General features: G+C 45.8%; 20 protein-coding genes. 5 read left to right on the forward strand and 15 right to left on the reverse strand.

Annotated features, from left to right (window positions below; genetic code table 11):
* Positions 1–93: 93 nt before the first annotated feature.
* The 3 genes from QUA58_RS14670 to QUA58_RS14680 form a co-directional block, all read right to left on the reverse strand.
* Positions 94–1,269 carry an exonuclease SbcCD subunit D gene (locus tag QUA58_RS14670; protein WP_333254059.1) on the reverse strand — a complete coding sequence of 392 codons (1,176 nt, stop codon included), beginning with the start codon at positions 1,267–1,269 and terminating at the stop codon, positions 94–96.
* A gap of 193 nt (positions 1,270–1,462) precedes the next feature.
* A complete protein-coding gene (locus tag QUA58_RS14675; protein ID WP_333254061.1) occupies positions 1,463–1,789 on the reverse strand; it encodes a DUF433 domain-containing protein in 327 nt (108 codons plus the stop codon).
* Positions 1,790–1,865: 76 nt separating this feature from the next.
* A complete protein-coding gene (locus QUA58_RS14680) occupies positions 1,866–2,759 on the reverse strand; it encodes an ion channel (RefSeq protein WP_333394615.1) in 894 nt (297 codons plus the stop codon).
* A 112-nt stretch (positions 2,760–2,871) separates the two neighbouring features.
* On the opposite strand from QUA58_RS14680, the gene QUA58_RS14685 reads away from it, so the two are divergent.
* Positions 2,872–3,192, forward strand: a complete 321-nt coding sequence (locus QUA58_RS14685; protein ID WP_333039230.1) for a hypothetical protein — start codon at positions 2,872–2,874, stop codon at positions 3,190–3,192.
* A gap of 306 nt (positions 3,193–3,498) precedes the next feature.
* On the opposite strand, the gene QUA58_RS14690 is transcribed toward QUA58_RS14685, so the two are convergent.
* From QUA58_RS14690 to QUA58_RS14720, 7 genes are all read right to left on the reverse strand, one after another.
* Positions 3,499–4,824: a hypothetical protein gene (locus tag QUA58_RS14690; protein ID WP_445243693.1), complete on the reverse strand. Its 1,326-nt coding sequence runs from the start codon at positions 4,822–4,824 to the stop codon at positions 3,499–3,501.
* A gap of 563 nt (positions 4,825–5,387) precedes the next feature.
* Entirely contained in the window at positions 5,388–5,909 is a 522-nt protein-coding gene (locus QUA58_RS14695) for a hypothetical protein (protein ID WP_333254941.1), read from the reverse strand.
* Between the two features lie 292 nt (positions 5,910–6,201).
* Positions 6,202–6,552 carry a hypothetical protein gene (locus QUA58_RS14700; protein ID WP_333254940.1) on the reverse strand — a complete coding sequence of 117 codons (351 nt, stop codon included), beginning with the start codon at positions 6,550–6,552 and terminating at the stop codon, positions 6,202–6,204.
* A 387-nt stretch (positions 6,553–6,939) separates the two neighbouring features.
* On the reverse strand, positions 6,940–8,040 hold the full coding sequence (locus QUA58_RS14705) for a saccharopine dehydrogenase NADP-binding domain-containing protein (protein ID WP_333254936.1): 1,101 nt from the start codon (positions 8,038–8,040) through the stop codon (positions 6,940–6,942).
* A 2-nt stretch (positions 8,041–8,042) separates the two neighbouring features.
* Positions 8,043–8,210: a hypothetical protein gene (locus QUA58_RS14710; protein WP_333254934.1), complete on the reverse strand. Its 168-nt coding sequence runs from the start codon at positions 8,208–8,210 to the stop codon at positions 8,043–8,045.
* A gap of 422 nt (positions 8,211–8,632) precedes the next feature.
* Positions 8,633–10,330, reverse strand: a complete 1,698-nt coding sequence (crtO, locus tag QUA58_RS14715) for a beta-carotene ketolase CrtO (protein ID WP_333254932.1) — start codon at positions 10,328–10,330, stop codon at positions 8,633–8,635.
* 547 nt (positions 10,331–10,877) lie between these two features.
* Entirely contained in the window at positions 10,878–11,978 is a 1,101-nt protein-coding gene (locus tag QUA58_RS14720; RefSeq protein WP_333254930.1) for a tetratricopeptide repeat protein, read from the reverse strand.
* Between the two features lie 150 nt (positions 11,979–12,128).
* Between QUA58_RS14720 and QUA58_RS14725 the strand changes: the two genes are divergently transcribed.
* Together QUA58_RS14725 and QUA58_RS14730 are read left to right on the forward strand one after the other, a co-directional pair.
* Positions 12,129–12,455: a YbjQ family protein gene (locus tag QUA58_RS14725; RefSeq protein ID WP_172184303.1), complete on the forward strand. Its 327-nt coding sequence runs from the start codon at positions 12,129–12,131 to the stop codon at positions 12,453–12,455.
* 269 nt (positions 12,456–12,724) lie between these two features.
* The gene (locus tag QUA58_RS14730; RefSeq protein ID WP_333254928.1) at positions 12,725–13,348 is read left to right on the forward strand and encodes a hypothetical protein; all 624 of its coding nucleotides are present in this window, start codon (positions 12,725–12,727) and stop codon (positions 13,346–13,348) included.
* Between the two features lie 139 nt (positions 13,349–13,487).
* Here the strand turns inward: QUA58_RS14730 and metH are convergent, their stop codons facing one another.
* Both metH and QUA58_RS14740 read right to left on the reverse strand, forming a co-directional pair.
* The gene (gene metH / locus QUA58_RS14735) at positions 13,488–17,081 is read right to left on the reverse strand and encodes a methionine synthase (protein ID WP_333394617.1); all 3,594 of its coding nucleotides are present in this window, start codon (positions 17,079–17,081) and stop codon (positions 13,488–13,490) included.
* A gap of 141 nt (positions 17,082–17,222) precedes the next feature.
* Positions 17,223–17,444 (reverse strand): hypothetical protein, encoded by a 222-nt coding sequence (locus tag QUA58_RS14740; RefSeq protein WP_333254925.1) that lies wholly within the window; start codon positions 17,442–17,444, stop codon positions 17,223–17,225.
* A 773-nt stretch (positions 17,445–18,217) separates the two neighbouring features.
* Here QUA58_RS14740 and QUA58_RS14745 point away from each other — a divergent pair.
* Both QUA58_RS14745 and QUA58_RS14750 read left to right on the forward strand, forming a co-directional pair.
* Positions 18,218–18,373: a hypothetical protein gene (locus QUA58_RS14745; protein ID WP_333254923.1), complete on the forward strand. Its 156-nt coding sequence runs from the start codon at positions 18,218–18,220 to the stop codon at positions 18,371–18,373.
* Between the two features lie 289 nt (positions 18,374–18,662).
* Positions 18,663–19,784: an EAL domain-containing protein gene (locus QUA58_RS14750; protein ID WP_333254921.1), complete on the forward strand. Its 1,122-nt coding sequence runs from the start codon at positions 18,663–18,665 to the stop codon at positions 19,782–19,784.
* A gap of 166 nt (positions 19,785–19,950) precedes the next feature.
* Here QUA58_RS14750 and QUA58_RS14755 read toward each other — a convergent pair whose 3' ends face one another.
* The 3 genes from QUA58_RS14755 to QUA58_RS14765 form a co-directional block, all read right to left on the reverse strand.
* The gene (locus QUA58_RS14755; protein ID WP_333254919.1) at positions 19,951–20,826 is read right to left on the reverse strand and encodes an SDR family oxidoreductase; all 876 of its coding nucleotides are present in this window, start codon (positions 20,824–20,826) and stop codon (positions 19,951–19,953) included.
* Between the two features lie 171 nt (positions 20,827–20,997).
* A complete protein-coding gene (gene xth, locus QUA58_RS14760; protein ID WP_333394619.1) occupies positions 20,998–21,783 on the reverse strand; it encodes an exodeoxyribonuclease III in 786 nt (261 codons plus the stop codon).
* Positions 21,780–23,189, reverse strand: a complete 1,410-nt coding sequence (locus tag QUA58_RS14765) for an NB-ARC domain-containing protein (protein WP_333394620.1) — start codon at positions 23,187–23,189, stop codon at positions 21,780–21,782. Before QUA58_RS14765 ends, xth begins: the two co-directional genes overlap by 4 nt.
* Between the last annotated feature and the right edge of the window lie 150 nt (positions 23,190–23,339).

Consider the following 23,339-nt stretch of genomic DNA (forward strand, 5'->3'; position numbering starts at 1 on the left):
CTATGGCACTTATCAAGTCCGTTCGGGGAATCACTAGCAATGGCAAAGAATTACCAATTACCAATTACCAATTACCAATTACCAATTACCAATTTAACTATTAACTGTTTCCTTAAACTTCTTGTACAAATTCTGAAATCCCTCCAATACAGCGGGTTGCGGAGTCGTTCCCAAGCGGTTTTGATAATAGTTGCAGAACTCTGCGGCAGGATCGAAATTATTGGGATCGATATTAGTGTTCTCTGTTGCTTCTAGCGGTGCATCCCGATAGCGCGGCTCAATTAACAGCGCTTGAGAACAGATTTGGCGGACGCGATCGGCTAATCCGATTTGCGGGCTGTCCAGTTCGACAATTACCTTCAAGAAACCAGGATGATATTGATGAGCTTCTAAAATTTGATCGAGATTGTCATTATGACATTGAAGCACTTTTAACGGTTTGTGGCAAGCTACAGGTCTAAATTCTACCTTAGCCTGACTTCCAGGCTCAACTTCGATCAAGCAAAATCCTTTTTCCTGTTCCGCTTCTCCGAAATCTAACTGAATCAAAGAACCGGAATAATAAGCTGGGGAATTCTTAGCAATGCGCTGGTGAATGTGGATGTGTCCGAGGGCGACATACTGAGCTTCCGGCGGCAGAGTTTGCGATGACAGCAGGTATTTTTCTCGCGTGTAGTAAGCGACTTCGGATTTAGCCAAGCGAGCGCCGTCAATGCTCATGTGTCCCATCAGCATATTCACCGTATTGTCGCGAAAATCTGTGGTTAAATTTTGCAGTAAATCTGCTACGATTTCGCGGTAATCTTGGCGGCGGTTAGCGTCGCCGGAGTGCCAGAGAGAATTAGCATCTAACAGTCTTTGTTCGGAAGCAAAAGGCATTGCTCCCACGCACAGTTTACCACTTTTTGTATTAAGAGTAATCGTGCCGCCGTCTGCCGATCGCCTGGGTTTACCTAAAGCGCGAACGCCGGCGAGGGATAGCAGTTGGGCGATGCTGTCGATGCGGGATGCTGAATCGTGATTGCCGGCGATCGCAATTGCGGGAATTCCGGCAGCTTGGAGTTCGCAGAAAAAGTGATAGGCAATGCGTTCAGCGTAGGCGGTCGGGTTGGGAACGTCAAAAATGTCTCCGGCAACCAACACAGCATCGACATCGAGGGCTTTGGCTTGTTTCAAAATCTGTTCCAGGGCGATCGCAATTTCAAAAGTGCGATCGATTCCTCGGAAACGCCGCCCTAAATGCCAGTCAGCAGTATGAAGTATTCGCATAGTACAAGGAGTTTTTTGTTTATTTTAACTGAGATGTTGTACCATTTTCAAGAACGGGCAAGATGCCCGTTCCACAAAGAATGAATTTCTTGTGGAACGGGCATCTTGCCCGTTCATAAAAGCCTGATTTGAAATGGTAAAATATCTCAGTTTTAACGCTTTGTGCGATCTCGCTATAAATATCTGCCACTGTTTATGCCTCTTCCTGTTCTCTAATTGCTATTTCAATCTCATCAGGATATGCCTCAGCATAAGCCCAAGCATTCGCCAAATCAGTGGCACGCAGAGTCGGATAGTCTTCTAACAGTTCAGCTTCAGAAATACCTAAACGGCGAGCATTCACCAGCACCCAAACAGGAATTCGCGTTTGTCTGATGCAAGCATCGCCACCGCACACGCCGGGAGTATTTTGAATTCCAGACCCAAATTTTCTTAAACTTTGGGCTAGTAATTCTATAGCTTGAGCCTTCTCTTCAGGAGTTAAAGCCAAGAGTTGCGGTTGCAATTCTTTTAGTGTCATGTTCGCAGTTATTGAGTTCATAAATATTAACTTGTTTTGCCATACAGGTATTCTAGCATTGGCTCAATTAAAACATTCATTCCACAGGCTTCACATCGTGAAACCGAGTATAATCAACCACCCGCCCTCCCGTCGCCGATTTCAAAAGAATATCTACAAACCGCATATTCCACATAATTTCAGATGCCACAAAAGAATGTCGCGCATGAATAGTTTGCGAAACAGTTTCATCAATCCCTGTTAACGTAATTACAATTTCCGCTTGTTGCTCCATCAAGTCTTTAGCAGTAAGTTGGTACAAAGGACTGCTATCGTCAATTGCGTGCATAACCGTCCAAGTTAAGGCAAAAATCGGAGAGTGACTCCGCACCAATTGCAAATCGTAAAAACGCCGCATAAATTCTCCTTCCGGTGTTACCTCGTCGCGGATCAAAGTAGCTCGCTGCTGCGCTTCTAAAATTTGGTTGAAACGCTGATTTGCCGTGCGGTACATCAGAGTCGGAACGCCGTTGAAAGGAACGATCACAGCTACGCGGCTGAAGATCACTCTAGCTGTTGGTCGAGAAAATCTCGAAAAAGCCAGTCCCGTCACCATCGCGACTCCCCACAAACCAAAAAGCGCTTGGATCGCGACTATAGTATTAGCGTAATCCGTGCGCGGATACATAGCGCCGTAGCCGATCGTCGCCATTGTTTGTACGCTGAAATAAAAGGCATCTTGGAAAGAACCCGGCCGTGCGTTAGCAATGCAATCTCCTCCCGCCAAGTAAGCTAAGGCAAATAAAGAATTTGTGACTGTATACGAAATAAAAATCAGCATGAAAAATCGCGGCCAAGAAAGAGTTAGCAGCCTGTGGTAGAGGTCGGCAAAATGCAGGCGAGGTACTCCCAACTTGACAATATTTAAGGGAAATTGTCCTTGGCGGCTGACTAAACGTGCCTGTTCCTGGCGGTTGCGGTGAATTTTCATTGCGATTTGTAACTCCGGCTGTTTCAATTTGTAACTATTGCTTTGAGCGGGAAAACTTATCCTTTAGACTGATGTTTGATTCCAAAAATTCGGATAAAAGCGGAGTTTAGAAATGGTTGAGCTTAACTGGCATGACTATCTCGTTATGGTTTCTTTTGTGGCTTCTATTGCGGGTCTAGTCCTGCTGGGTGATAATCGCAACTCGCAGCCAACGGACGATCGCACTTTGAGCGAAGAAATCCTAATCAAGATGAGCTTTACTTACTGGATAGTGTACTGCATCTCTTTTTTCGGGCTGAAACTTCACCTACCAGAGGATAGCTGGTTATTGCTCAGTTTGAAGCTGACTACGGTTCTTTCTTACTTGTTGACTGCTTCTAGCATACTCAGCCTGCCGCTGCAACGCATGGCTGTCCGACGAGTTGAAGATTAACAAAAGGTGTTTGTAGTGAGGACTTCAGTTCTTTCGATCGCGGTGAAGAAAAACTAAAGTCCTGACTGCAAAGCTATTTGAGTTATAACCGGGCAATAAGCTCACAGCTAGCTGTGAGCTTGTTTAATGGTTTATTATCTGAGGGATGCAGATTAACGCGCCCAAAATGGCTAGGGTCGATCGCACTCATGCTTGAAATTGCCACTCTGTTTCTGTTGTCCCTGGGCTGCGGCCATCTCATCGAGTATCCGTTGGCGAAGCCCACGCTGTACTGGCTTCCAGTCAGCGTGTGGAGTTGTCACCTAGTTAGGATTTAAAGCCTTTAGAGCTTTTCTTTTTCTCCTGCGGTTTGGACTTTGACTTATTAACTTCGCCTAAAGCTTCCTGAAATAAGTTGTGCAGGTGCTGGGGAACGCTGGCAATTTCCGGGAGTTCGGGTTCTAAGGGTTTTTTAAACTCTTGCAGCAGGGCATCTAAATCGCGATCGATCTGAAAGTCTGTACGTTCCAATACAGTTTGCAAAATTTGTTCTAATTTCGCTGGATTAACTTTAGCTAACTGTTGCCAAATCCAGACATTAATTGCAGGATCTTCTAGATAGTTACGCACCAGCTTTTCGTAACCGGGAACGGTTGAAAAGTCTTCGGCTGCTAGCAGCGCAGTAAATTGAGCGTAAGTAGACAAAAAGGTTTGTCCCCAGCGAGGATGAGAAAGTGCTGTCACCTGTTCGGCTTTCTTGAAGCGATCGGGCAATTCAACTTTCGGCATTACCATTTTTGAATTAGCATTGCTGTCGAGCATTACCTCAACTGCCTTAGCATCGGTACCTGCCGCCGCGATTGCTGCTGCTTTGACTTCTTCTCGATCGACTCCGGCATCTTCAACGATATCCGCCAGAGATTTACTTCCATCAACGCCGATATCAGCTAGGCGTTTTTTAGTGATGAATTCCTGAAATTCAGCCAACTGTTTATTCAGGTGATATCCCGATAGCGTTACTTCCTCACTGCCAAAAAATTCGGTAAAATCTTCATGGTAGTGTTCTACCGACTGCCAAGCTTGCTCTAACAATTCCGGGGCATCGCTGTACAGGTTCTTTTTGTGATGTTGCTTGAAATTGCCGATCGCCACCGCCAACTTCGGCTTGCCCAATTTCCCCATCGGTATCGGAGGGCCCGAGAGTATCCACCAGTCATCGGTGAGGGGAGCAATCCGAGCCCGCAAGATTTCTCCTAACTTAAAGCGAGACATTTCTGCAAGAAAATTAGGACTATTGGGCTTGACAATGTAGTGCTTTGCCGTCAGCCAGTTCATCAGTTCAAACCTGTCGGGGGAAAGTTGAGTGATTTCAAATAACCCAGTGAAGCTTCTGTGCCCCCAACTTTCTAGCAAGCTGCGATCACTCTCGGTTAAATCCGGCTGACTTTCCGCAAATAGGTCGATCGGCGTTTTCTCTCCGACTTTACCTTCGATGGTAAAACTGTCAATCACTTGATTTTGCTGAGCAATGTCGTAGCGCTCACCAGTCGATCGAGCTGCAGCATAAGCTTCCAAAGCTACCGCCAACTCTCCCTCAGCATCCAGCACAAAGTCAATTAAATTTTGCTTGAGTGTCCAAGCTGTTTCCAACATTTCATTCACAATTTATACCAATTTTAGATGATACGGTTTGGGATTTTTAACAATTATCGGACTTAACACAACCGACGCTTTCACGCTCCGGCTGCGATTGAAGAAAGCGCATCGCGAATAAGGACTGAAATATGCGATCGATGCCTCAGTCCTGAATTAGTTTAATTTTAAGGCTTATAGTCAAAAAAAAATGCCAATTTTAAACCGGAGCATCCCGATGAGTGTAAAAAGCGTTTTTTAGGAGTGTGAACGTCCCGCACAGCAAAGCCTATACCTCTGTAGCGAGCAAGATGCTCGCACTCCTGTGAAAAAAAAATCTTGTTGAAAAATGCGATTTCAACTTAACCTAAAAATGCCCCTCTCGGATGTAGAGAGGGGCTCAAAATCCCCAAAAACTTCGCTAAACTCGCGTTAAAAACTGTGCCACCTATCAACAACAGTCCAAGACGCACCAACCGGATTTTTTTATCACAACACTTGGCGGCATTCCCGAACCAGGGTAAAAAACCCGGAACGATCGAGTTTATGTGCGTCCTAGACTGAAAAATACTTGCGATCAGCCCTTAGCGGCCGTCTTTGTCGATGTCGCCAGGAACAGCGCGTTCCACCCGATCCCAAGCGTCGCGCGTGGCGTGCTTAGCTTTTTCCCACTTCACATTAGACTTACCGCGATTTGTTTCGTAGTCACGCTGCAAATCGGGTTCGATCTCGTCGAATTTCTTACCACTACCGCCATAGCGGCTGTATCCCTCATAACCGGTGCGGTATGCAGGCTGATAGTCGTCGTAAGTCGCGCTCGTGTCAGCGTAAGGACGGGAATTGTAGTTGCTTTGCCAGTAAGCATCTTCTACCGTGGGGTCGATCGCCTCGGCCACACCTTTCCCCGCCAAACCGCCACTAAACGCACCCACAACAGCGCCGACAACTGCTCCTACAGGCCCGCCGATGGCACCGCCGATCGCAGCACCCGCAGCACCGGCACTCGCCGCACCAATACCCGTTCCCACTGGATGAGCCCCTGTTTCCCCCGACAGCGGGTCGAGGTTAGCATCAGGTTCATGTACCGTTTTTTTGTCATCGCTCATGATATTTTTTTCCTTTTATCTAACTGTAACTCTTAGTTAAATTTACCTTTGAAATTCATATCTATTCATCTGCCTTAAGGATGAAGCTGCTAGCTTAAAAACGAGGGAAATGAGAAAATACTTCTCCACTCACAAAGTAGTTTTATACGCTACTCTCAAACGATAAGGTGCGCCGAGGCGCACCCTAGATCATTATGTTCAAGTGAGTTCTGATCTCGGATCAATTGTGTACTCACGGAAGCTGTGTATTTACCAGCAACTTGAGTTAGATATAAATCTCTTGATTGATTTATTAGTTGCCCGTGACCTTTTCGATCAACTCTTCAGCTTTTTGAACTATGCCTTCTTGTGCGTGTTCTCCCTTGTACTCCTTTAAGCTTTCGTCGTAAGCTTTCTCAACCTTTGCAGGATTTTGAGAGGTTTTGACTATTTCTTCGTAAGCTGCTTGGGGATTGAGATCCTCGAAACTTTCTGCGGGGTCAGTAATTTTAGCTTCTGGCTGCGCTTGACTCCTGTCTTGACCTGCGTAAGCAGCCTGACTGGGTACTACCGCTAGACTTAGCAGACCAATGAAAGCCAGGGTACAGACCAGCAAAATGCTTTGGCTCAATCTTTGTCCTAGAGCTTTTAAAACCCGCTTCATATCAACTTCTCCTCGTATTTTTCCGCAAAAATTATGGTGTTTGTCGCTTCTTCACTGCGATCGCACATTGACAACCTTGTTTCAAGCGCAATCTTTGTCGCAGCTACCGCATCTAGAGCGAGCCAAAAGGGATGTTTCCCGTGACATCCCATATCTTAAGCGCCTGCTTGTTACTATTACTTCTACCAAAAGATAGATTAGTTAGACAAGCGGAACTCATCTCCTATGAGGGGCGATCGCAATTCCTGTGAGGAACCCTATCTCGGGGTTTTCCCATCAATTACGAAGCCCCTGACTCTTCTCTTGCGGCGCGTCTTTCGCGTCTTAGCAGTTCGGGCAAAAATCCCATTACCCAACATTTTAAAGTGCTATAAATAACCTAAGTGACTACAAAACAACCTGCTCTATGTCTAGGTTTCTGTTCTGCATAGCTCGTTCAAATAGCTCAGTAGAAAGAGCTTGTTCTACCGACCAAATCCCCGGTTTTTCCAGTTTACCTTCTAACATTAATTGAGCGATGCTGCCAGTACCAATGCCAGTAGCGACGGCAGCATTTGGGTGTACCGCTGTCGAGCAAACTTTAGCCGGTTGACCGTTTTTGAGACCGGTCACTTGCGATCGCACTGCCACACCAACCCCACTAAAACTATTAGTAACACTGGTCATCCCATAACTGACGTAGGAGAGAAATTCAATCACGGAGTTATTTTTTAGCCAGCTAGCAGGCCAATACTTAGCAACAAACCAGGTAAGGTGATTGTAAAGGTCGGGAGACGTACCGAATTTAGTCACAACTTTTTTTACTGGGAAAGTTTCGGGCAAAGTAATTGCTTCCGGCATATCGAACCAGTAAACCCCTGTTTTGCCGTAGGGTTCGGGAAATTCTATCGTTTCGCGATCGCTGTAGGGTTTTACTTGCTGCCACTTGCGATCTGCCCAAACCTCAAAAGGGGTTTGCAAGCCTAAAAAAGTAGTTCTCATGACGGTAACGCCAGCCCCGCCAGAACCTCCGACTACATAACTCAAATGGATGTGTTCTGCTTCATCTAATTGTTCCACATCTCGGCGCACCATGCTGTTAGAAACACCGGGGAAAATGCCCGTATTAATAATAGCAGTAATCCCAGCATTTTTAGCAGTTTCACGCAATTCTAAAGCTCTGCGAGTAAAACTGCGGCTGTCGCTAACATCAGTATAATTAACACCTGCCTCGATGCAATTTTTCAGCACGCTGGCGTCTCGGTAGTGAAATGGCCCGGCACAGTGAACCACGAGGTTAGAGGATGAAACAGCTTTTTGCAGGGCAGCACTGTCTGCTAAATCTAAAGCTTGATAGTGCACCCTATCCGGCGGCAATCCCGGCCCAATAGAGCCTTCAGGGTTGCGCCCAGTAAGAGTAATTTCTGCGTCGGTATGGGTAACAAGGTCTTGGGCAACACTGCTGCCAATTCGTCCTCGGCCCCCGACAATCAAAACTCGGTTTGCCATCGCTAAAAAAAGGGTAACGCCATTTCCCATTTTCTCAACTTGGGGCCGGCGTTTTCATCCGCATAAAGTATGAATTGAGGAGAATGCGAGATGCAGGGGGATCGGCGGCGATCGCCCTGATCCAGAGAGGGGAAGCGACTTCTACCAGCGACTTGCCGTTCTGCTTTCATTAAAGGTTTGGCTGCGATACTAAGTTCAAAAATGCCTTCAGCGTTAACCCGTTCCTCTAATATTGAGGATTTGATGGAGGGAATATTTCCTCTAAATATAAGCTAATCCGCCTTTAAATTGCATGGTAAAATAAATTTTCACTCTTGTGGAGTGGGCATCCTGCCCGCCCTCAAAATACAATTTAAATGCACAACAGCTTACAATATTTTAACTGATTTGATGGAACGCGAACCACCGCCACCGAGCGCGAAAGATGCACAGATTTAGAAAGGGTATTGAGGGCGATCGCAAATCGTTTTCCCTTCACAGGGAATCAACCAGAAAAAATTCTCGCACTCACAGACTGATAAATCAATACAAACAAACGCAGATAACGCTCCCATCTGCGTTTATCTGCGTTCATCTGCGGTTGCTAAAAATCTTACTTCTCATTACTCCGAAATACCGATTTAGCCGTAGATTTCAGAGAATTAGCCGCATCTGCTAAAGTCTGGGCGAAAGGCTGCTGGGAGTGCATAAAAACGCGAGCGGTATTGCGTCCCGGCATCCCGGAAATCGAGCCACCCGGATGCGTTCCCGCCCCCGTGAGATACAAACCCTCGATCGGCGTTTTGTAATTCGCCAACTCGGGCAAAGGACGGAAAAATATCATCTGATCCAGCGTCATGTCAACATGGTAATAATTCCCCTTCAAAGCCCCCAAACGCTCTCCCAATTCTGCTGGACTTTCGACCCGGCGGCCGATTATTGACTTCTTGATATTCGGCGCGTATTCTGCTAATTTATCGATGCAGCGATCGGCAACTTTGTTTTTGAGATCATCCGTCCAACCCGTACCGTGCTGGCCTGTTCCTTCAGCATTTTCGATCTGGTAAGGAGCAAAAAATTCAATCCAAGCCGTATGGTGTCCTGGGGGAGCCATTGACGGGTCTCTTACCGTCGGAAACACCACATACATCGATGGATCGGAGTCGGGAATTTTGCCGATTGAAGGCTCGCTGTGAGCAATTTCAACGTGTTTCACCGAGTCGGCAATCAACACAGAACCCATTAAATACTCGTCTCGATGGTTCCAGCGATCGAACTTTGGTATTTCATTGAGAGCTAAGTCTATTTTGAGAATAGTCTCGTTATTATTAACAATTTTTCGCTCCAATCTTTCCCGCAAATTCGGGTCAGCAGCATCGACATCGCTGTCATCCATTAAATGCAGAAACAAGCGCTTAGCATCAATATTAGAAATGACACCTTTTGTAGCGCGGTATTCCGTACCACCGGCAACTCGAACTCCTACTGCGCGACCGTTATCAACTAATATTTTTTCGACGTGCTGGTCGGTAAGTACGACACCCGAGTATTTTTTCACCACATTAAGCAGCGCTTGCACTAATGCACCCGTCCCTCCGCGCGGTCTTGCCATGCCGGGATTGTGCCTCATTGCCAGCATAATTGCGCCTACAGCCAGGGTTTTTTGCGAAGGAGGCGCGCCCAGTTCTGATGCTAATCTTGCGAGGGGTGCTTTGATAAATTCCTCGTCAAACCACTCATTGAGAATGTCCTCAGCGCTGGTGAGCATCGTGCGAATAAAGTCCAGCGTTTTGTCGGGGGAACCGATGACTGACAATAAATCTTTGATCTTTGAAATATCGTAGTTGCCCAGAATATCTATGATGGATTTTGGTGGCGCATTAAACATCGGAACCATTGCACCTAAAGCCCGCTGCCAAAAGTCTGTATATTCGGCATATTTTTTAGCATCGCGCTCGTTGTAGCGGGCAATTTCTGCACAAGTTTTTTCTACAGATTTGTGCGCTAAGAAATATTTGCCGTCGGGATGCGGACAAAAGGCAACTGGATCGCAGAAAAGATATTCTAAACCGTGTTTTTCCAGTTCTAATTCTTCTACAACTGGCCCTAAATGGATAAATTCATGGTCTATCGCGCAAAGATTGAATTTAAAATCCGGCAATTCGGGAATGGCAGCTTCGGTAGTTGCCGCGCCGCCGGGAACTGAACGTTTTTCTAACAAGAGGACAGTATATCCAGCTTTCAGCAGATAAGATGCACAGACGAGTCCGTTGTGACCTGCGCCTATGATAATCACGTCATACGTTTGCATAGATGAAGTTCTAGGGAGAGGATATTTTGCTTATTTTACAAATGTCAACAAGTTTGCTGTCTCTACCAATAGAAATAGATTCATTGTCAGTAAGCTGTTCTAGCATATTACAAAAGATGGAGCTTTGACAAACTACTGTTGTGCGATCGCCCTTATTTCTTCTTAACTTTACCAGAAAGAATTGGTTTAAAGCCTCTCCCTTTTAGGGATAAATTAAAAGAAGACTATTCATTACTTCAATCCTCTTCCTTCCAGGTAAAGGTCAACAGTCAACTGTCAACTGTCAACAAGTGACCGCCGTTCTCAAATCGCGCCAATATTCTACTCTATTTAGCCATTTTTATCTGCATTCACTTAAAAACTTAAGCAAAGGAAGTAAGAAGGAAGAAGCAACAGGAAAGGGAGCATAGGGAATAGGGAATAGAAACAGTTTTGAGATTGCTTTTTTCCTTGCAACACGGCGAGTGGAAGGAGTTAAGTCCTAGGAAAATTACTTACTCCACACTCAAAACTGCTAGCCAATTACCTATTAGTACATTGAGAGATATTACTTTAGTTGCTGGAGCGCCGCCTCAGCTTTTTGTACACCATCATTGTTGCCTTGCTGACGGTAAGTATCAATGGCTTGTTTAAAAGCTTCAATTGCTTCCGATTTGCGATCGCGCGCTTTGAGTGCCTTACCCATATTGTAATAAGCTTCTGCCCGGTTTGGATCAAGCTTAATCACTCGCCGAAAAGTGGTAATTGCTCCTAAAAAATCTTGTTTTTCCAGTTGAATTTCCCCAATTCCTGCGTGTGCTTCCACTAAATTAGGTCGCACCTCAATAGCCCGCTGATAAGCTATAAGCGCTCCGTCGAAGTCGTTTTGAGTCTGGAGAAGTTCGCCAATTTCTAGCTGCACTTCTGGGTTCCTGGGCTCCAATTTGGCAGCTTCTTCAAAAGCTACTAGCCCTTCGGAAGTATAGCCCGCACGCAGCAAAGCAGTGCCTAATTTTAACTGGACACCTGCTTGTTTGGGAGCGAGTTCGGCTGCTTGTTGGAGTACGGTGACAGCACTGGCAAAACTTCCCTGCTGGATCAATACTAAACCCATTGAAGAATAAGCTTGCCAACTTTTCGGATCGAGGGCGATCGCCTCTTGGTATGCTTTAAAAGAACCGACGTAATCTTTTTGCTGAAAGAGTACCACTCCGAGACCGATCCGGGCATTGACATTTTTGCGATCGAGCGCAGCGGCGCGGCGGTAAGCTGTGGCTGCTGCGGGATAGTTTTGCAAATTCGCCATAGCATATCCTAATGCGTATTGGAAGTCAGCATTGTTCGGTTCCAGACCGATCGCTTGTTGGTAAAATTCCACTGAGGCTTGATAGTTACCTTGACGCGCTTCTAAATAGCCAATACCAGAAAAAATGCGGGGGTTTTCCGTATCTAAACGTGCCGCTTCCTGATAAATGGTGATCGCCTTACTGTAGTCTCCTAAATCTACGAACTCGCGCCCTTGTCGCAGCAGAGCATCTAAATTTGAATTATTTTGAGGGTTGACTTGAACCGATGTTTCTGCTGAGAGCGCTATCTGCGGCGCTGCGACAGCGAATCCCGCTACTAGCAACGTACTGAATACCAAGAGACTTTGTTTGTGCACGGCCATTTGTTTCAAAGAGTGTGTGGAATGAAAGAGCGAGTTGCTGTCAGCTTGCCAAGCTGACAACTTATGGTTTACCAGGAATCTTTGAGCGGCGAGATGTAGTAAATCTACAGAACAAGACCCACTCAAAATTTTCGCGATTGAGGCCAACTGATGATTGTAACAACAACTGATATCATCCAAGGAGCAGAAATTCAATCTTACCTGGGAATAGTAACTGCTGAGGTTGTCTACGGCACCAACGCCCTGCGAGATTTCTTCGCGGGCATTCGCGACATCATCGGCGGGCGCACCGGCAGTTACGAGGAAGTGTTTCTCAAAGGACAGCGAGATGCCCTCGCGGAACTGGAAAAACGAGCCCAGCGCCTCGGCGCCAATGCCGTAATCGGGGTGGAAGTTGACACCGGCACGATTAATGTAGACTCGAGCGGGGCTTTGCTGCTGATTACTGCCGTTGGAACGGCTGTAAGATTGCGTTAAGCTGTATTTTCTGTATACGTCCGCATTTCCTGTATACATCCGGGAACTTTTCTAACTGGATAAAATAGTCCTGAGTCATCAGTCATCAGTCATCAGTCATTAGCTAATAGCGACTGGCTGAGGGCTGATGACTTTTTCGTTTCTTTCTTCAGACATAGAGACTGGTTATTTCCCCAGGCAGATATAGTTTTTATCAATCTCAGCCACAATCAATGCTTAGGTGAAAGATTGTTAAAAATTAAAGCAACTCTCAGAGGAAAAAAAAACCTATGTCATACGTAAATAGACCTGTGGATAACGTTGGTACCGAACCCGTGGTGGTAAATTCAGTGATGGAATACCATGATCGAGTACGTTGGGGCCCGATTTTTTCTGGTTTGGTAATTGCGATCGGCACACAACTGGTGTTAAGTGCATTGGGCGCTGCGATCGGGTTGAGCAACATTGCTAATTCAGGAGCTCCGCGCACTATTTCAGGGGACGTGGGTGCCGGCGTCGGAATTTGGTCAATTATCAGTTTGTTAATTAGCTTAGCCGTTGGCGGTTGGGTAACTGCTCGCGCTTGCGGCCCGATGAACCGCAACACAGCGCTTTTGAACGGAGCAATTTTGTGGGCAACTACCTTAACAATTGGCTCTTGGCTGTTAGCAAATGGCGTAGCCGGTACTTTTGGTGTCATCGCTGCCAATGCGGGAGAAGCAATTAATCAAGCGCAGCAGGGCGGGGTCGATTTGCCGAACCAAGCGCCTAACGTAACTGCTCAGGATACTCGCAATATTGCTGGTAATGCTGCGAAAGCTGGTTGGTCGTTCTTGTTCGGCTCGCTATTGGGTTTAGTTGCTTCGATGGTAGGAGCATCTGCCGGCGCGCGCACTCCCCGGAATTACTCGTAAGATGGAGTTTGGGCATTGGGCATTGGGCATTGGGCATTGGGTATTGGGCATTGGACATCAGGCATTTTTCTCGTTCCCAGGTAGAACCTGGGAACGAATAGAAGTTGACACTAATGGTACTCCGCACGCACCCTACAAATTAAGCGGTGAAGTATTTAGCCGCTGGGTGATAGGTGATAATTGCCGTAGTAGATTGTTCTGGATAAAGCTGTTCGCTTTCATCCATGTGCAAGTTTATACGATCGCACTTTAGCAATTCCAGTTGCTTGTACTGATCCGCCATATTCGGACAAGCAGGATAGCCGAAACTGTACCGCGAACCGCGATATCTCTGCGCTAGCATATCCCGAATATTGTCCGGTTCCTCGCTACCAAAGCCCAATTCGCGCCGAATCCGTGCGTGAGTCCATTCTGCCACTGCTTCCGCTGTCTGTACCGCCAATCCGTGAAAGTAGAGATAGTCAGTATATTGATTGTTAGCAAATAGCTTTTGCGCGTACTCTGTAGCAACTTCTCCCACCGTCGCCACTTGCATCGGAAATACATCGATTTTACCCGATTCTTTCGGCGCGAAAAAGTCGGCAATGCACAGCCGGCGCGCCGATTTTTGCCGGGGAAATGTTAATGTCGCTGCGGGTGTTGCATTCACAGGCAAGATGCCTGTGCCACTTTCTTTTGTGGGGTGGGCATCTTGCCCGCCATTCATAATTTCCGGGTTGTACAAGTGCAAAGAATTGCCTTCAGATTGACAGGGAAAATATCCGTAAATTGCTTGCGGATGCAGTAACTTTTCAGTGATGATTTTGTCTTTCCACTCTTCCAATATGGGATAAACTTTCTCAGCTAAGAAAGCATCGTATTCTTCCCGCGATTGGTCTTTTGGCTTGCGGAACTGCCACTGTCCCGCCACTAATGCTTGCAAATCTAAGTGCCAGAAAATCTCCTCAAAGGGGATGTCTTCTCCCTGCAACAGTTTTGTTCCCCAGAAAGGAGGATTTGGGCGATCGATATCTGCAGCAACCGCTTCGGAACGCTTGGTATCAATCACCACCGGAATGTCTGCTTTTTCAGCATCTTCTACAGCAGTTTCTGCCGAAATTTTAGCTGCTTTCACCGCCTTATTTTCTTGCCCTACTTCATCTAAAAATCCTTGCAAATCTTCCCAGTTACCAGCAGATTTGGCTGGCATGAGTTTCTCCATAAAGTGCAAGTCTGAAAACGCATCTTTGCCGTAAACAACTTTACCTTTATAAGTATTTTGGCAATCTTCATGCACAAACTTGGGAGTCAAAGCTGCGCCGCCCAAGATTACGGGAACGGTTATTCCTTTCTGGTTGAATGCTTCCAGATTTTCCTTCATGAATGCGGTTGATTTTACCAGCAAACCACTCATCGCAATACAATCTGCTTTGTGCTTTTCGTAGGCTTCGATGATGTTGTCAACCGACTGTTTAATTCCCAAGTTAATCACTCGGTAGCCGTTGTTTGATAGGATAATATCAACCAAGTTTTTGCCGATGTCGTGAACGTCGCCTTTAACAGTCGCGATCAGGAATGTGCCTTTGGCATTATCCCCGGATTCTGACTTTTCCATGTACGGTTCTAAATAGGCAACGGCCGCTTTCATAGTTTCTGCTGACTGCAATACAAACGGTAGCTGCATTTGTCCCGAACCGAACAATTCTCCTACTACTTTCATCCCGTCTAGCAAGAAGGTATTGATAATTTGTAGGGGCGGATAGGTTTCTAAGGCTTTGGCGAGTTGGATGTCGAGTCCAATTCGTTCGCCGTCGATGATGTGCTGCTTGAGGCGTTCTTCGACCGGGAGGTTTGCGTCTTCTGTCCGATCGCGCTTGGTAGTTTTGCCAGCAAACACCGTTGTCAGGTCGCCCAAGGGGTCATAAACGCAAATATCGCCGTCAAACTCCCGTTCGTCGTAGATCAGTTTACGGCAGATTTCTTGGTGTTTGGGGTCGATTTTGGCGATCGGCAAAATCTTGTTGGCGCTGATAATTGCCGAATCCATCCCCGCTTGCATCGCTTCGTGCAAAAACATGGAATTGAGAACTTGCCGCGCCGCCGGATTCAAACCGAAGGAAATGTTAGAAACTCCTAAAATTACGTGACAACCAGGCAATTCTTGGCGAATGCGGCGGATCGAATCGATAGTAGCTTTGCCGTTTTTTCTGTCTTCTTCAATCCCGGTGGAAATTGGCAAAGCCAGGGTGTCAAAAAAGATTTCTGAGGGTGGAATTCCGTAGGCGACGGCGGCGTTATAGGCGCGTTGGGCGATCGCAAATTTTTGGTCAGCAGTTCTGGCCATTCCGTCTTCATCAATTGTACCGATAACTATGCCCGCGCCGTATTTTTTCGCCAACTCCAAAACTTGATAAAAACGCGGTTCTCCGTCTTCGTAGTTAGTAGAATTCAGCAAACATTTGCCGCCCGCAACTTTTAAGCCGGCTTCCATCTTTTCCCATTCTGTGGAATCCAGCATTAAAGGGAGAGTTGCATTAGTCACAACGCGGGAGACTAATTCTTTCATATCGCGCACGCCGTCGCGCCCGACATAATCAACGTTGACATCAAGAATGTGCGCGCCTTCTCGCACTTGTTCCCTAGCCATTGCTACTAAACCGTCCCAGTCTTCGGCATTCAGCAAATCGCGGCATTTTTTAGAACCGCTGGCGTTGAGTTTTTCGCCGACAATTAAGAATGAGTTTTCTTGTTCATAGGGTTGAGCACTATAAATTGAGGATGCGGATGGTTCCCAAGTAATTTCACGAATTTTTGGTGTCAGAGTTGCGCCGATTTCTGATAGTTGTTGGATGTGATCGTAGCGGGTTCCGCAGCAGCCACCGATGACTTGCACGCCTAAGTCTTCGACGAAGCGCATCAAGGCCATTTTTAATTCTATTGGCGTGAGTTTGTAGTGCGCGTGGCCGCTAATGTTTTCGGGTAAACCAGCGTTGGGAATGCAGGAAACCACGAAGGGTGAATGTTCGGACAGGTATTTGACGTGTTCGGCCATGCGATCGGGCCCGGTGGCGCAGTTTAATCCTAAAATATCTATGGGATATGGCTGCAAAATAGCTAAAGCGGCGCTGATGTCGGAACCGACTAACATTGTGCCGGTAGCTTCCATTGTGATGGATACCATTAACGGAATCCGCGCACCTTTTTTCTTAAATACTTCTTCAATCGCATTTAATGCTGATTTAATTTGCAGCACATCTTGACAAGTTTCGACAAGAAATAAGTCAACGCCACCGTCATAAAGTCCTTCTGCTTGTTCGGCAAAAGCGGCGGTGAGTGTGTCAAAATCAATGTGTCCTAATGTTGGCAATTTGGTGCCTGGGCCGATCGATCCTGCGACAAATCTCGGCTTTTCTGGCGTGTCAAATTCGGCCGCGATACCCTTGGCGAGTTCGGCGGCAACTTTGTTGAGATAATAGGCTTTGTCTGCTAAATCGTACTCGGCGAGAACGATGGAAGCAGCGCCGAAGGTGTCTGTTTCGATGACATCGGCCCCTGCTTCGAGGAATCCCCTGTGCACGATGGCGACGGCTTCCGGTTTGGTGTGCACGAGATATTCGTTACAGCCTTCGTATTCTTTGCCGCCGAAGTCTTCTGCGGTGAGGTTTTGGACTTGCAGGTTGGTTCCCATTGCGCCGTCGAAGACGATGATGGGGCGCGAGGGGTGGTGGAGTCGATCGAGGAATCTGCTATTCATCAGCGGTAAAAAGACGTATGTGCTATATATTTACAATTTTATCTATTGTGCAATATTCTCAACAGTTATGCGTATGTTGGGGAACGACTGATGACGGAAGGATTTAATGCTGCTGACAATAGTTCGATCGCACCTGTAATTTTACCGATCGCCCTGGATTATTGTCAAAATTTGGCTGCGGGCGATGCTGCGGGGGGGAAAACGGGCCAGTAGCGAGGGTTTTTTTCGCTTAACTGTTGAGGAATTTGGCGAAAATGCGATCGAAATAATTAAACGAGTGATGTTAGGGGCGATCGGATTCTCGGCTGTCTCGTAGTTATGCTGATAAGTACGATCGCGATCGCTACCCCTGGCACTTGCCATTGTTTGAGTGTTTATTCTACGAATGGACGGTATTCGCTTATATCCCAATACGGTTTACTTAAGGCTTTTTGACGAATTTCTTAAGTTAACCATATTGCGGTAGGGGCGGCTTGGGCGAGCGAATTTATGAAATAATCGACTGTATCAAGGCAAAACCCGCCCTCTTAAGTAAACCGTATTCGCTTATATCCCATTGGTTGTTCCTCATAACTTTTTGAGAGTGTTTACGGCGGCAAGGTTAGTGTTGAACATTGCCAGATTCACATTACATTAGTCAAAGTATAGGGTGGGCATTGCCGACTCTAAATGCTATGTTTTGCTGCCTTGGTTGATGGTGTTTGAAAATGTTTAATTGGTAAGATTCGATTCATCCTAACACCCACATCCCGCAGTTCTGGATGACTAAGGGTTTTCATACATTCACTTTAGACAAAAATTCTGTGCCTATTTTTTATAATTTTAGTATCCTAAATTTCGCAGGTCTTTAAACATGATTGATGGTTATAAATTCTGTTTAAAAATATGGAAAATGTGGGTTCTAAGAGCGCTGCTGACGACGTTTTGTACGTCCATCAAAGTATTCTTGCTCTACTTATGCTATCGCTTCAGCAAAAGTAATTAAATCATTCTTGATGACGTTTTTCTCTAGAATTACCAGAAAGAATTGGTTTAAAGCCAATTCCTTCTGGTAAAATAAGTGAGAAAGCTTAATTCAAATCCTGTCATCCCGATTATAAAATTAAATTGGATATTCCCGAGCAAGTGAGTTTGTTTTGGGCGATCGTCCGGCTGTATATATTTGTGGTTGGGATAAATTAATGGATCGGGCGATTCCCTACGGGATAGCTGCGCTTCACGGGCGTGTTAATTTGCCTTTGCTAAAAAAATCAACTGTAGCGACTGTTTTGGCAGAGGGAATTAGAGAATAAGGTGTAAAGAATCACAGCAGCAGTAGAGAGTAGCCAACAAGTCTTTGCCTTCTCCCTCTGTGATGATTTGGAACAGTGTTTAATCACAGGTACTTGCTCAATGCTGAGAACTTTGACCAAGGTTTGAAACCGGAGGCAAGTATAAATAATGAAATAATTCTTAAATATTATAACTTTATTAAGATTTACATCTTGAGATAGATGAATTAATAGGTGAATTAGCTTATATTATAATAGAAGTTAATTGTTAGCGTTTCTAAAATCAACCCTAAAACCGGAGGATATTCCAATGCAAATCAGTGGCAAAGCCTTCGGCTCCTGCTCTCGCTGCGAAACAGTACCCGCAAAAATAGAGGGCAGCGGAGGTCTATACCTGTGGTTTCCAGTATCGCACACGCTGAACAAATTTATTTCTGCACTGGCGAAGGCTAAACTTGAATTCCAGCTTTTAGAAGAGAGCAAGTGTTTATACGTTATCCTTGAGGGAATAGCGAGAGAAAATTTTAGCACCCTAGCATCATCGGTGCTGACAACTCAAGAGTTGAAAGAGACAAAAGTTTTGTGGATGCCCGAAGTTGAACAGCCAAAACTTAGCGATTTTTATCGCAGCACTACATTAGACTCTTTTATTAATTTGAGTAACTCTGATTGGCTGTTAGATTTATTGTCCGAAGAACGCATTACTACACATTTTCAGCCCATTGTTTATACCTCAGATACTTCTAAAATTTTTGCCCACGAAGCGCTGCTCCGAGGAATTGACGAGCAAGGAAACTTAATTTATCCGGGTCGGATTTTTGCCCAAGCAGAATCAGCAGGCCTAATTTTTCAACTAGATGTTTTAGCCAGGACTCGCGCTATCTACGAAGCCCATGTGTACGATCTCAAAGAATTACTTTTTATTAATTTTTCTCCAACTTCAGTTTACGATCCCGCTACGTGCCTGCGAAGAACAGTACAGGCTATTGATGAAGCGGGAATTCCTCACAGCAATATTGTTTTTGAAGTAGCCGAATCTCAGCACCCTCCTGATATCGATCACTTGATTAATATTCTGAGGTTTTACCGAGAAGCTGGATTTTTAATTGCCCTGGACGATTTCGGCAGCGGTTCTTCTAATTTAAATTTGATGCACCAACTGCGTCCAGATTTTATTAAGTTGGATATGCAATTGATTCGCAACGTCCATCAAGATTATTATAAGGCACTCATTACGGAAAAGATGTTAGAAATTGCCGCTCAATTAGAAATTAAAACTGTTGCTGAAGGTGTGGAAACTTTGGAGGAGTTTGAGTGGGTGCGAGAACGGGGAGCAACTTTGGTCCAAGGTTATTTGATTGCTAAGCCCACTTCTCCGCCGATCGCAGTTACCAGCTATATTGGTGCTAAACCACTACCTATTTCTGCTTAAAAGGTTTCCAGTTGCGATTTGGCGCTACCTTTTGCTCGTACCCCGGCAGAGGCTGGAGACGCATATCGGGAGGAAGAGCCTCCATTAAAATGAGACAACTATTTGGAGGCATAGCCTCCGGATATTCATTACCAGGCTATGCCTGGTAACGAGAAGAACTAGCATTTTAAACGCTCAAATTGCGCCGCAGAAAGCTTTCTAAGGATTCCATTCTCATGCCGTAGATTGATTCCAAGTTTTGCACTTCTTCGGGAGTGCAGAAATACTCGTTACCCAGCAATACCCGCAAAGTTCCTAAGTCTTTTTGAGCTTGAGGATTCAATAAACCCAAGGCATTTCTCAAACCGTCAAACACCATCAGCGGCGGGTTGATTACCATCGGTTCGCGATTGAATAAGCGTCCAAAAATGCGGGGAATGTCATCCCTTGTCAGCACATCCTGGCCGCCAACTGCTAAAATTTGGTTGCGGGCGCCTTCGACTGTTGGCGAGTCTGCGGCAATCTTTGCTAAGTCGTCGGTACTGACAACAGATGTGCGGTTTTTACCATCGCCAATCAGCAGGTAAAGTCCGGTTTCTCGAAATCTTTCTGCTAGTGGTAACAAGCTGGAAGCAAAACCGGCAGGCCGCAAGATTGTATAATTCAAGCCGCTGTTTTGCAGGTATTTTTCAACTTCTCGCTTGGCTTTGAATACTGCGGAATCTTCGTATCCGCGATCGACTCCCAGTACCGAAAGAAAGACAAAGTGCTGCACTCCGGCTTCTTTGGCGCAGTCGATTAGTTCTATGTTAGCGCGGTAGTGTACTGCTTGAACGTCGCCGCCGGTGCCGTGGGTGCTGATGATGTACTGCACTCCTTGGCAGGCTTTTTTAATATCTTTGTCTTGTTTCAAGTCGCCGATAAAAATCTCGGCGCCTCTGTTTTCTAGTTCTGAGTAGCGAGAAGCGAGGCGAACAAATGCGCGGACAGGCTTGTCTTGCTGTCTGATTTCTCGTACAATTCGGCGGCCTAGTGCGCCTGTTGCTCCGGTTACTAAGAACATGATTTTTAGTTGTTGGTTGTTACTTACATCTTGCACCTTTCTCAAGAACAGGCAAGATGCCTGTTCCACAAAGAGTGAATTTTCTTCTGGAGTGGGCATCCTGCCCGCCCATCCAAGGCTTATGGAGAATGGGGCAAGATGTGAATTGTTATTAACCTTATAACTTATAAATCAAATTTCGACAATTACGGGGGCGTGGTCGCTGGGTTTGATTAATTTTCTGGGAGCAATGTCTATTGTACAGTTTTTTGCTTGTTCGTACAGGGGAGGGCTGAGATAATGGTGGTCGATTCTCCAGCCGTTGTTGCGGGGAAATGCTGCGGCGCGGTAGTCCCACCAGCTATAATGACCTCCTTCTGTGGTGAATTTGCGAAAGGGGTCGTTTAATCCTAATTCTATTATTTCTGTTAGTGCGAGGCGCTCGGCTACTGATAGGCCGACGGAGTTAGCATTGGCTTTGGGATTGTGAATATCTCGATCGTCCGGGACGATGTTGAAGTCGCCGCAAATGCACAGGTTGGGCGAGTTGTCTAGTGCTATTTTGAGGTATTCTTGCAGCAATTTGAGCCAATGCAGTTTGTATTCATATTTCTCGCTACCGACTTCGGAACCGTTGGGAACGTATACGCAAATAATCTGAATATCGTCGATAACCCCGGCTATGAGGCGTTTTTGTTCGTCAAAGATACCTGTGGTTTCGTCGCCGAGAATGGGGGAAAATCCGCTGCTGATTTGCGTTAAGGGCGATCGGCTAAAAATGGCGACACCGTTGTAGGATTTTTGACCGGAAATGTAGCAGTTGTAGCCGAGATTGGTGAAAGGTTCTAGGGGGAAGTCTTTGTCTGTGACTTTGGTTTCTTGGAGGCAGAGAACGTCTGGGGAGTTTGTTTGCAACCAGCTAGTAACGTGTTCTATGCGGGTGCGGATTGAGTTGACGTTCCAGGTAGCGATTTTCATTTTTTGTTTGTTATGTACTCTCTAATTGCTGGCTCGATCGTGAAGTGCGATCGCCCGTTTTGTTTGACTGTTTCAACTAATGACCGCCGTCCTAAAGATTGCATGACTTTCAAGAGTTCTGGCGGTGATAGTTGCAGGTTGTCTGGCTTTTTTGAGATGTCTGCTGGTTCGATCGCACTTGCTAGCCAAGAGATAACTTGTTGTTCGGATGCGGTTAGGCGATCGCACTGCTGCTGCAATAGTGATTCTAAGTCACCTAAAAATAGGGTATCATAGGAGAGGAATTCGGAAACGCTGCCGCCGAACAAGTCTTGAATTAATGTGGCAATTATATTTAACCATAAAGGATTGCCTCGGTAAAGGTCGATTAGTTCTGACCATTTTTCCGGTTCTGCTAATCCTTTTTCTCTGAATATTTCCTGTGCTTCCGGGCCTAAACCGTTGAGTTGCAGCGATTTGCAGGGGCGGTTTTCACCTTCTACTGCGGCGATTTCTCTGGGTTTTTCCCAACTCAGGAGGATTAAGCAACTGTTGTGGGATGATTCTGCTATTTGTTTGAAGAATGCGCCGTAATTTTCATATCCAGGTTGGTAATTGCCTGCGAGTTGTTGGCTGCTGAAGATGGTTTGGATATCATCGAGGATTAGGAGACAGCGGTGCGATCGTAAATATTCTAGTAGGGGCAATCCCCCCGTGGTTGCCCTTTCTTCTGGATAGGGGGCGGGCACGGGCGCACCGCCCCTACAGAATTGAATTAAGTCGGTTTGGAGTGATGCCAGGGGTGGCGCGTCGCGGAGACTTCGCCAGATGATGCGATCGAATTCGTGTTGAATTTGTGGGATTAGTTGGAGTGTAAGGGCGGTTTTGCCAATACCGGATAAGCCTAAAATGGCGATGAGGCGGGTGTGGTTTTCCAAAATCCACTCTTTGAGGGTGGTGAGTTCGGATGTGCGGTTATAGAATAGGTTGGGTTCTGGTGCGTCGCCTAAGTCTAAATGTACTTTAGGTTCGGAATTGCTGGTTTTTTCGTTAAATTTATCTTTGTCTTGCGGTTCAGGTTGTGAGACTTCTGGGGAGTGCACATTTTCAGCGGAGATGTTGCCAATATGGATGCAGCCATTCCCGACGAGTGAGACAATATTAGAAGCTTGTAAATTTTCCAGTTTAGCTCTAAAATTGGCTTTACATAATTGCTGATCATCTAATGCACTTGAGATAATTTTCCACAATTTGAAGCCTACTTCTTTAACATATTTTTCTGAACGGTGGTGTTCCTGTGCAATTTCCTTATATTTTTGATTGTCCCAAGCGCCGCGCAGTATAGCTTTTTGCAGACTATCTAAGTGTTTTCCTGTAGTAGTTAAAGCTAGATGGTCTGTAAATTTTAAGGCTTCTTCAACGTCCATCAGTCACTCATATGCAAGGGGTTGACCTGATTGTAACCTAACTAAATATGACTTTTTTCGTAGCAACTAACTAAATGTGACTTTTTATGACCTAGTTGGGATGGAAAAAACTACTAAATATGACTTTTTATGGCTTGAAAATTTTTGGCA

Source organism: Microcoleus sp. N9_A1 (assembly GCF_036701795.1).
Lineage (GTDB): Bacteria > Cyanobacteriota > Cyanobacteriia > Cyanobacteriales > Microcoleaceae > Microcoleus.

Bases quoted from the DNA above. Each gene is read 5' to 3' on its own strand.
- QUA58_RS14670 (WP_333254059.1), bottom strand. From the start codon at position 1,269: ATGCGAATACTTCATACTGCTGACTGGCATTTAGGGCGGCGTTTCCGA.
- QUA58_RS14675 (WP_333254061.1), bottom strand. From the start codon at position 1,789: ATGACACTAAAAGAATTGCAACCGCAACTCTTGGCTTTAACTCCTGAA.
- QUA58_RS14680 (WP_333394615.1), bottom strand. From the start codon at position 2,759: ATGAAAATTCACCGCAACCGCCAGGAACAGGCACGTTTAGTCAGCCGC.
- QUA58_RS14685 (WP_333039230.1), top strand. From the start codon at position 2,872: ATGGTTGAGCTTAACTGGCATGACTATCTCGTTATGGTTTCTTTTGTG.
- QUA58_RS14690 (WP_445243693.1), bottom strand. From the start codon at position 4,824: ATGTTGGAAACAGCTTGGACACTCAAGCAAAATTTAATTGACTTTGTG.
- QUA58_RS14695 (WP_333254941.1), bottom strand. From the start codon at position 5,909: ATGAGCGATGACAAAAAAACGGTACATGAACCTGATGCTAACCTCGAC.
- QUA58_RS14700 (WP_333254940.1), bottom strand. From the start codon at position 6,552: ATGAAGCGGGTTTTAAAAGCTCTAGGACAAAGATTGAGCCAAAGCATT.
- QUA58_RS14705 (WP_333254936.1), bottom strand. From the start codon at position 8,040: ATGGCAAACCGAGTTTTGATTGTCGGGGGCCGAGGACGAATTGGCAGC.
- QUA58_RS14710 (WP_333254934.1), bottom strand. From the start codon at position 8,210: ATGAAAGCAGAACGGCAAGTCGCTGGTAGAAGTCGCTTCCCCTCTCTG.
- crtO (WP_333254932.1), bottom strand. From the start codon at position 10,330: ATGCAAACGTATGACGTGATTATCATAGGCGCAGGTCACAACGGACTC.
- QUA58_RS14720 (WP_333254930.1), bottom strand. From the start codon at position 11,978: ATGGCCGTGCACAAACAAAGTCTCTTGGTATTCAGTACGTTGCTAGTA.
- QUA58_RS14725 (WP_172184303.1), top strand. From the start codon at position 12,129: ATGATTGTAACAACAACTGATATCATCCAAGGAGCAGAAATTCAATCT.
- QUA58_RS14730 (WP_333254928.1), top strand. From the start codon at position 12,725: ATGTCATACGTAAATAGACCTGTGGATAACGTTGGTACCGAACCCGTG.
- metH (WP_333394617.1), bottom strand. From the start codon at position 17,081: ATGAATAGCAGATTCCTCGATCGACTCCACCACCCCTCGCGCCCCATC.
- QUA58_RS14740 (WP_333254925.1), bottom strand. From the start codon at position 17,444: ATGGCAAGTGCCAGGGGTAGCGATCGCGATCGTACTTATCAGCATAAC.
- QUA58_RS14750 (WP_333254921.1), top strand. From the start codon at position 18,663: ATGCAAATCAGTGGCAAAGCCTTCGGCTCCTGCTCTCGCTGCGAAACA.
- QUA58_RS14755 (WP_333254919.1), bottom strand. From the start codon at position 20,826: ATGTTCTTAGTAACCGGAGCAACAGGCGCACTAGGCCGCCGAATTGTA.
- xth (WP_333394619.1), bottom strand. From the start codon at position 21,783: ATGAAAATCGCTACCTGGAACGTCAACTCAATCCGCACCCGCATAGAA.
- QUA58_RS14765 (WP_333394620.1), bottom strand. From the start codon at position 23,189: ATGGACGTTGAAGAAGCCTTAAAATTTACAGACCATCTAGCTTTAACT.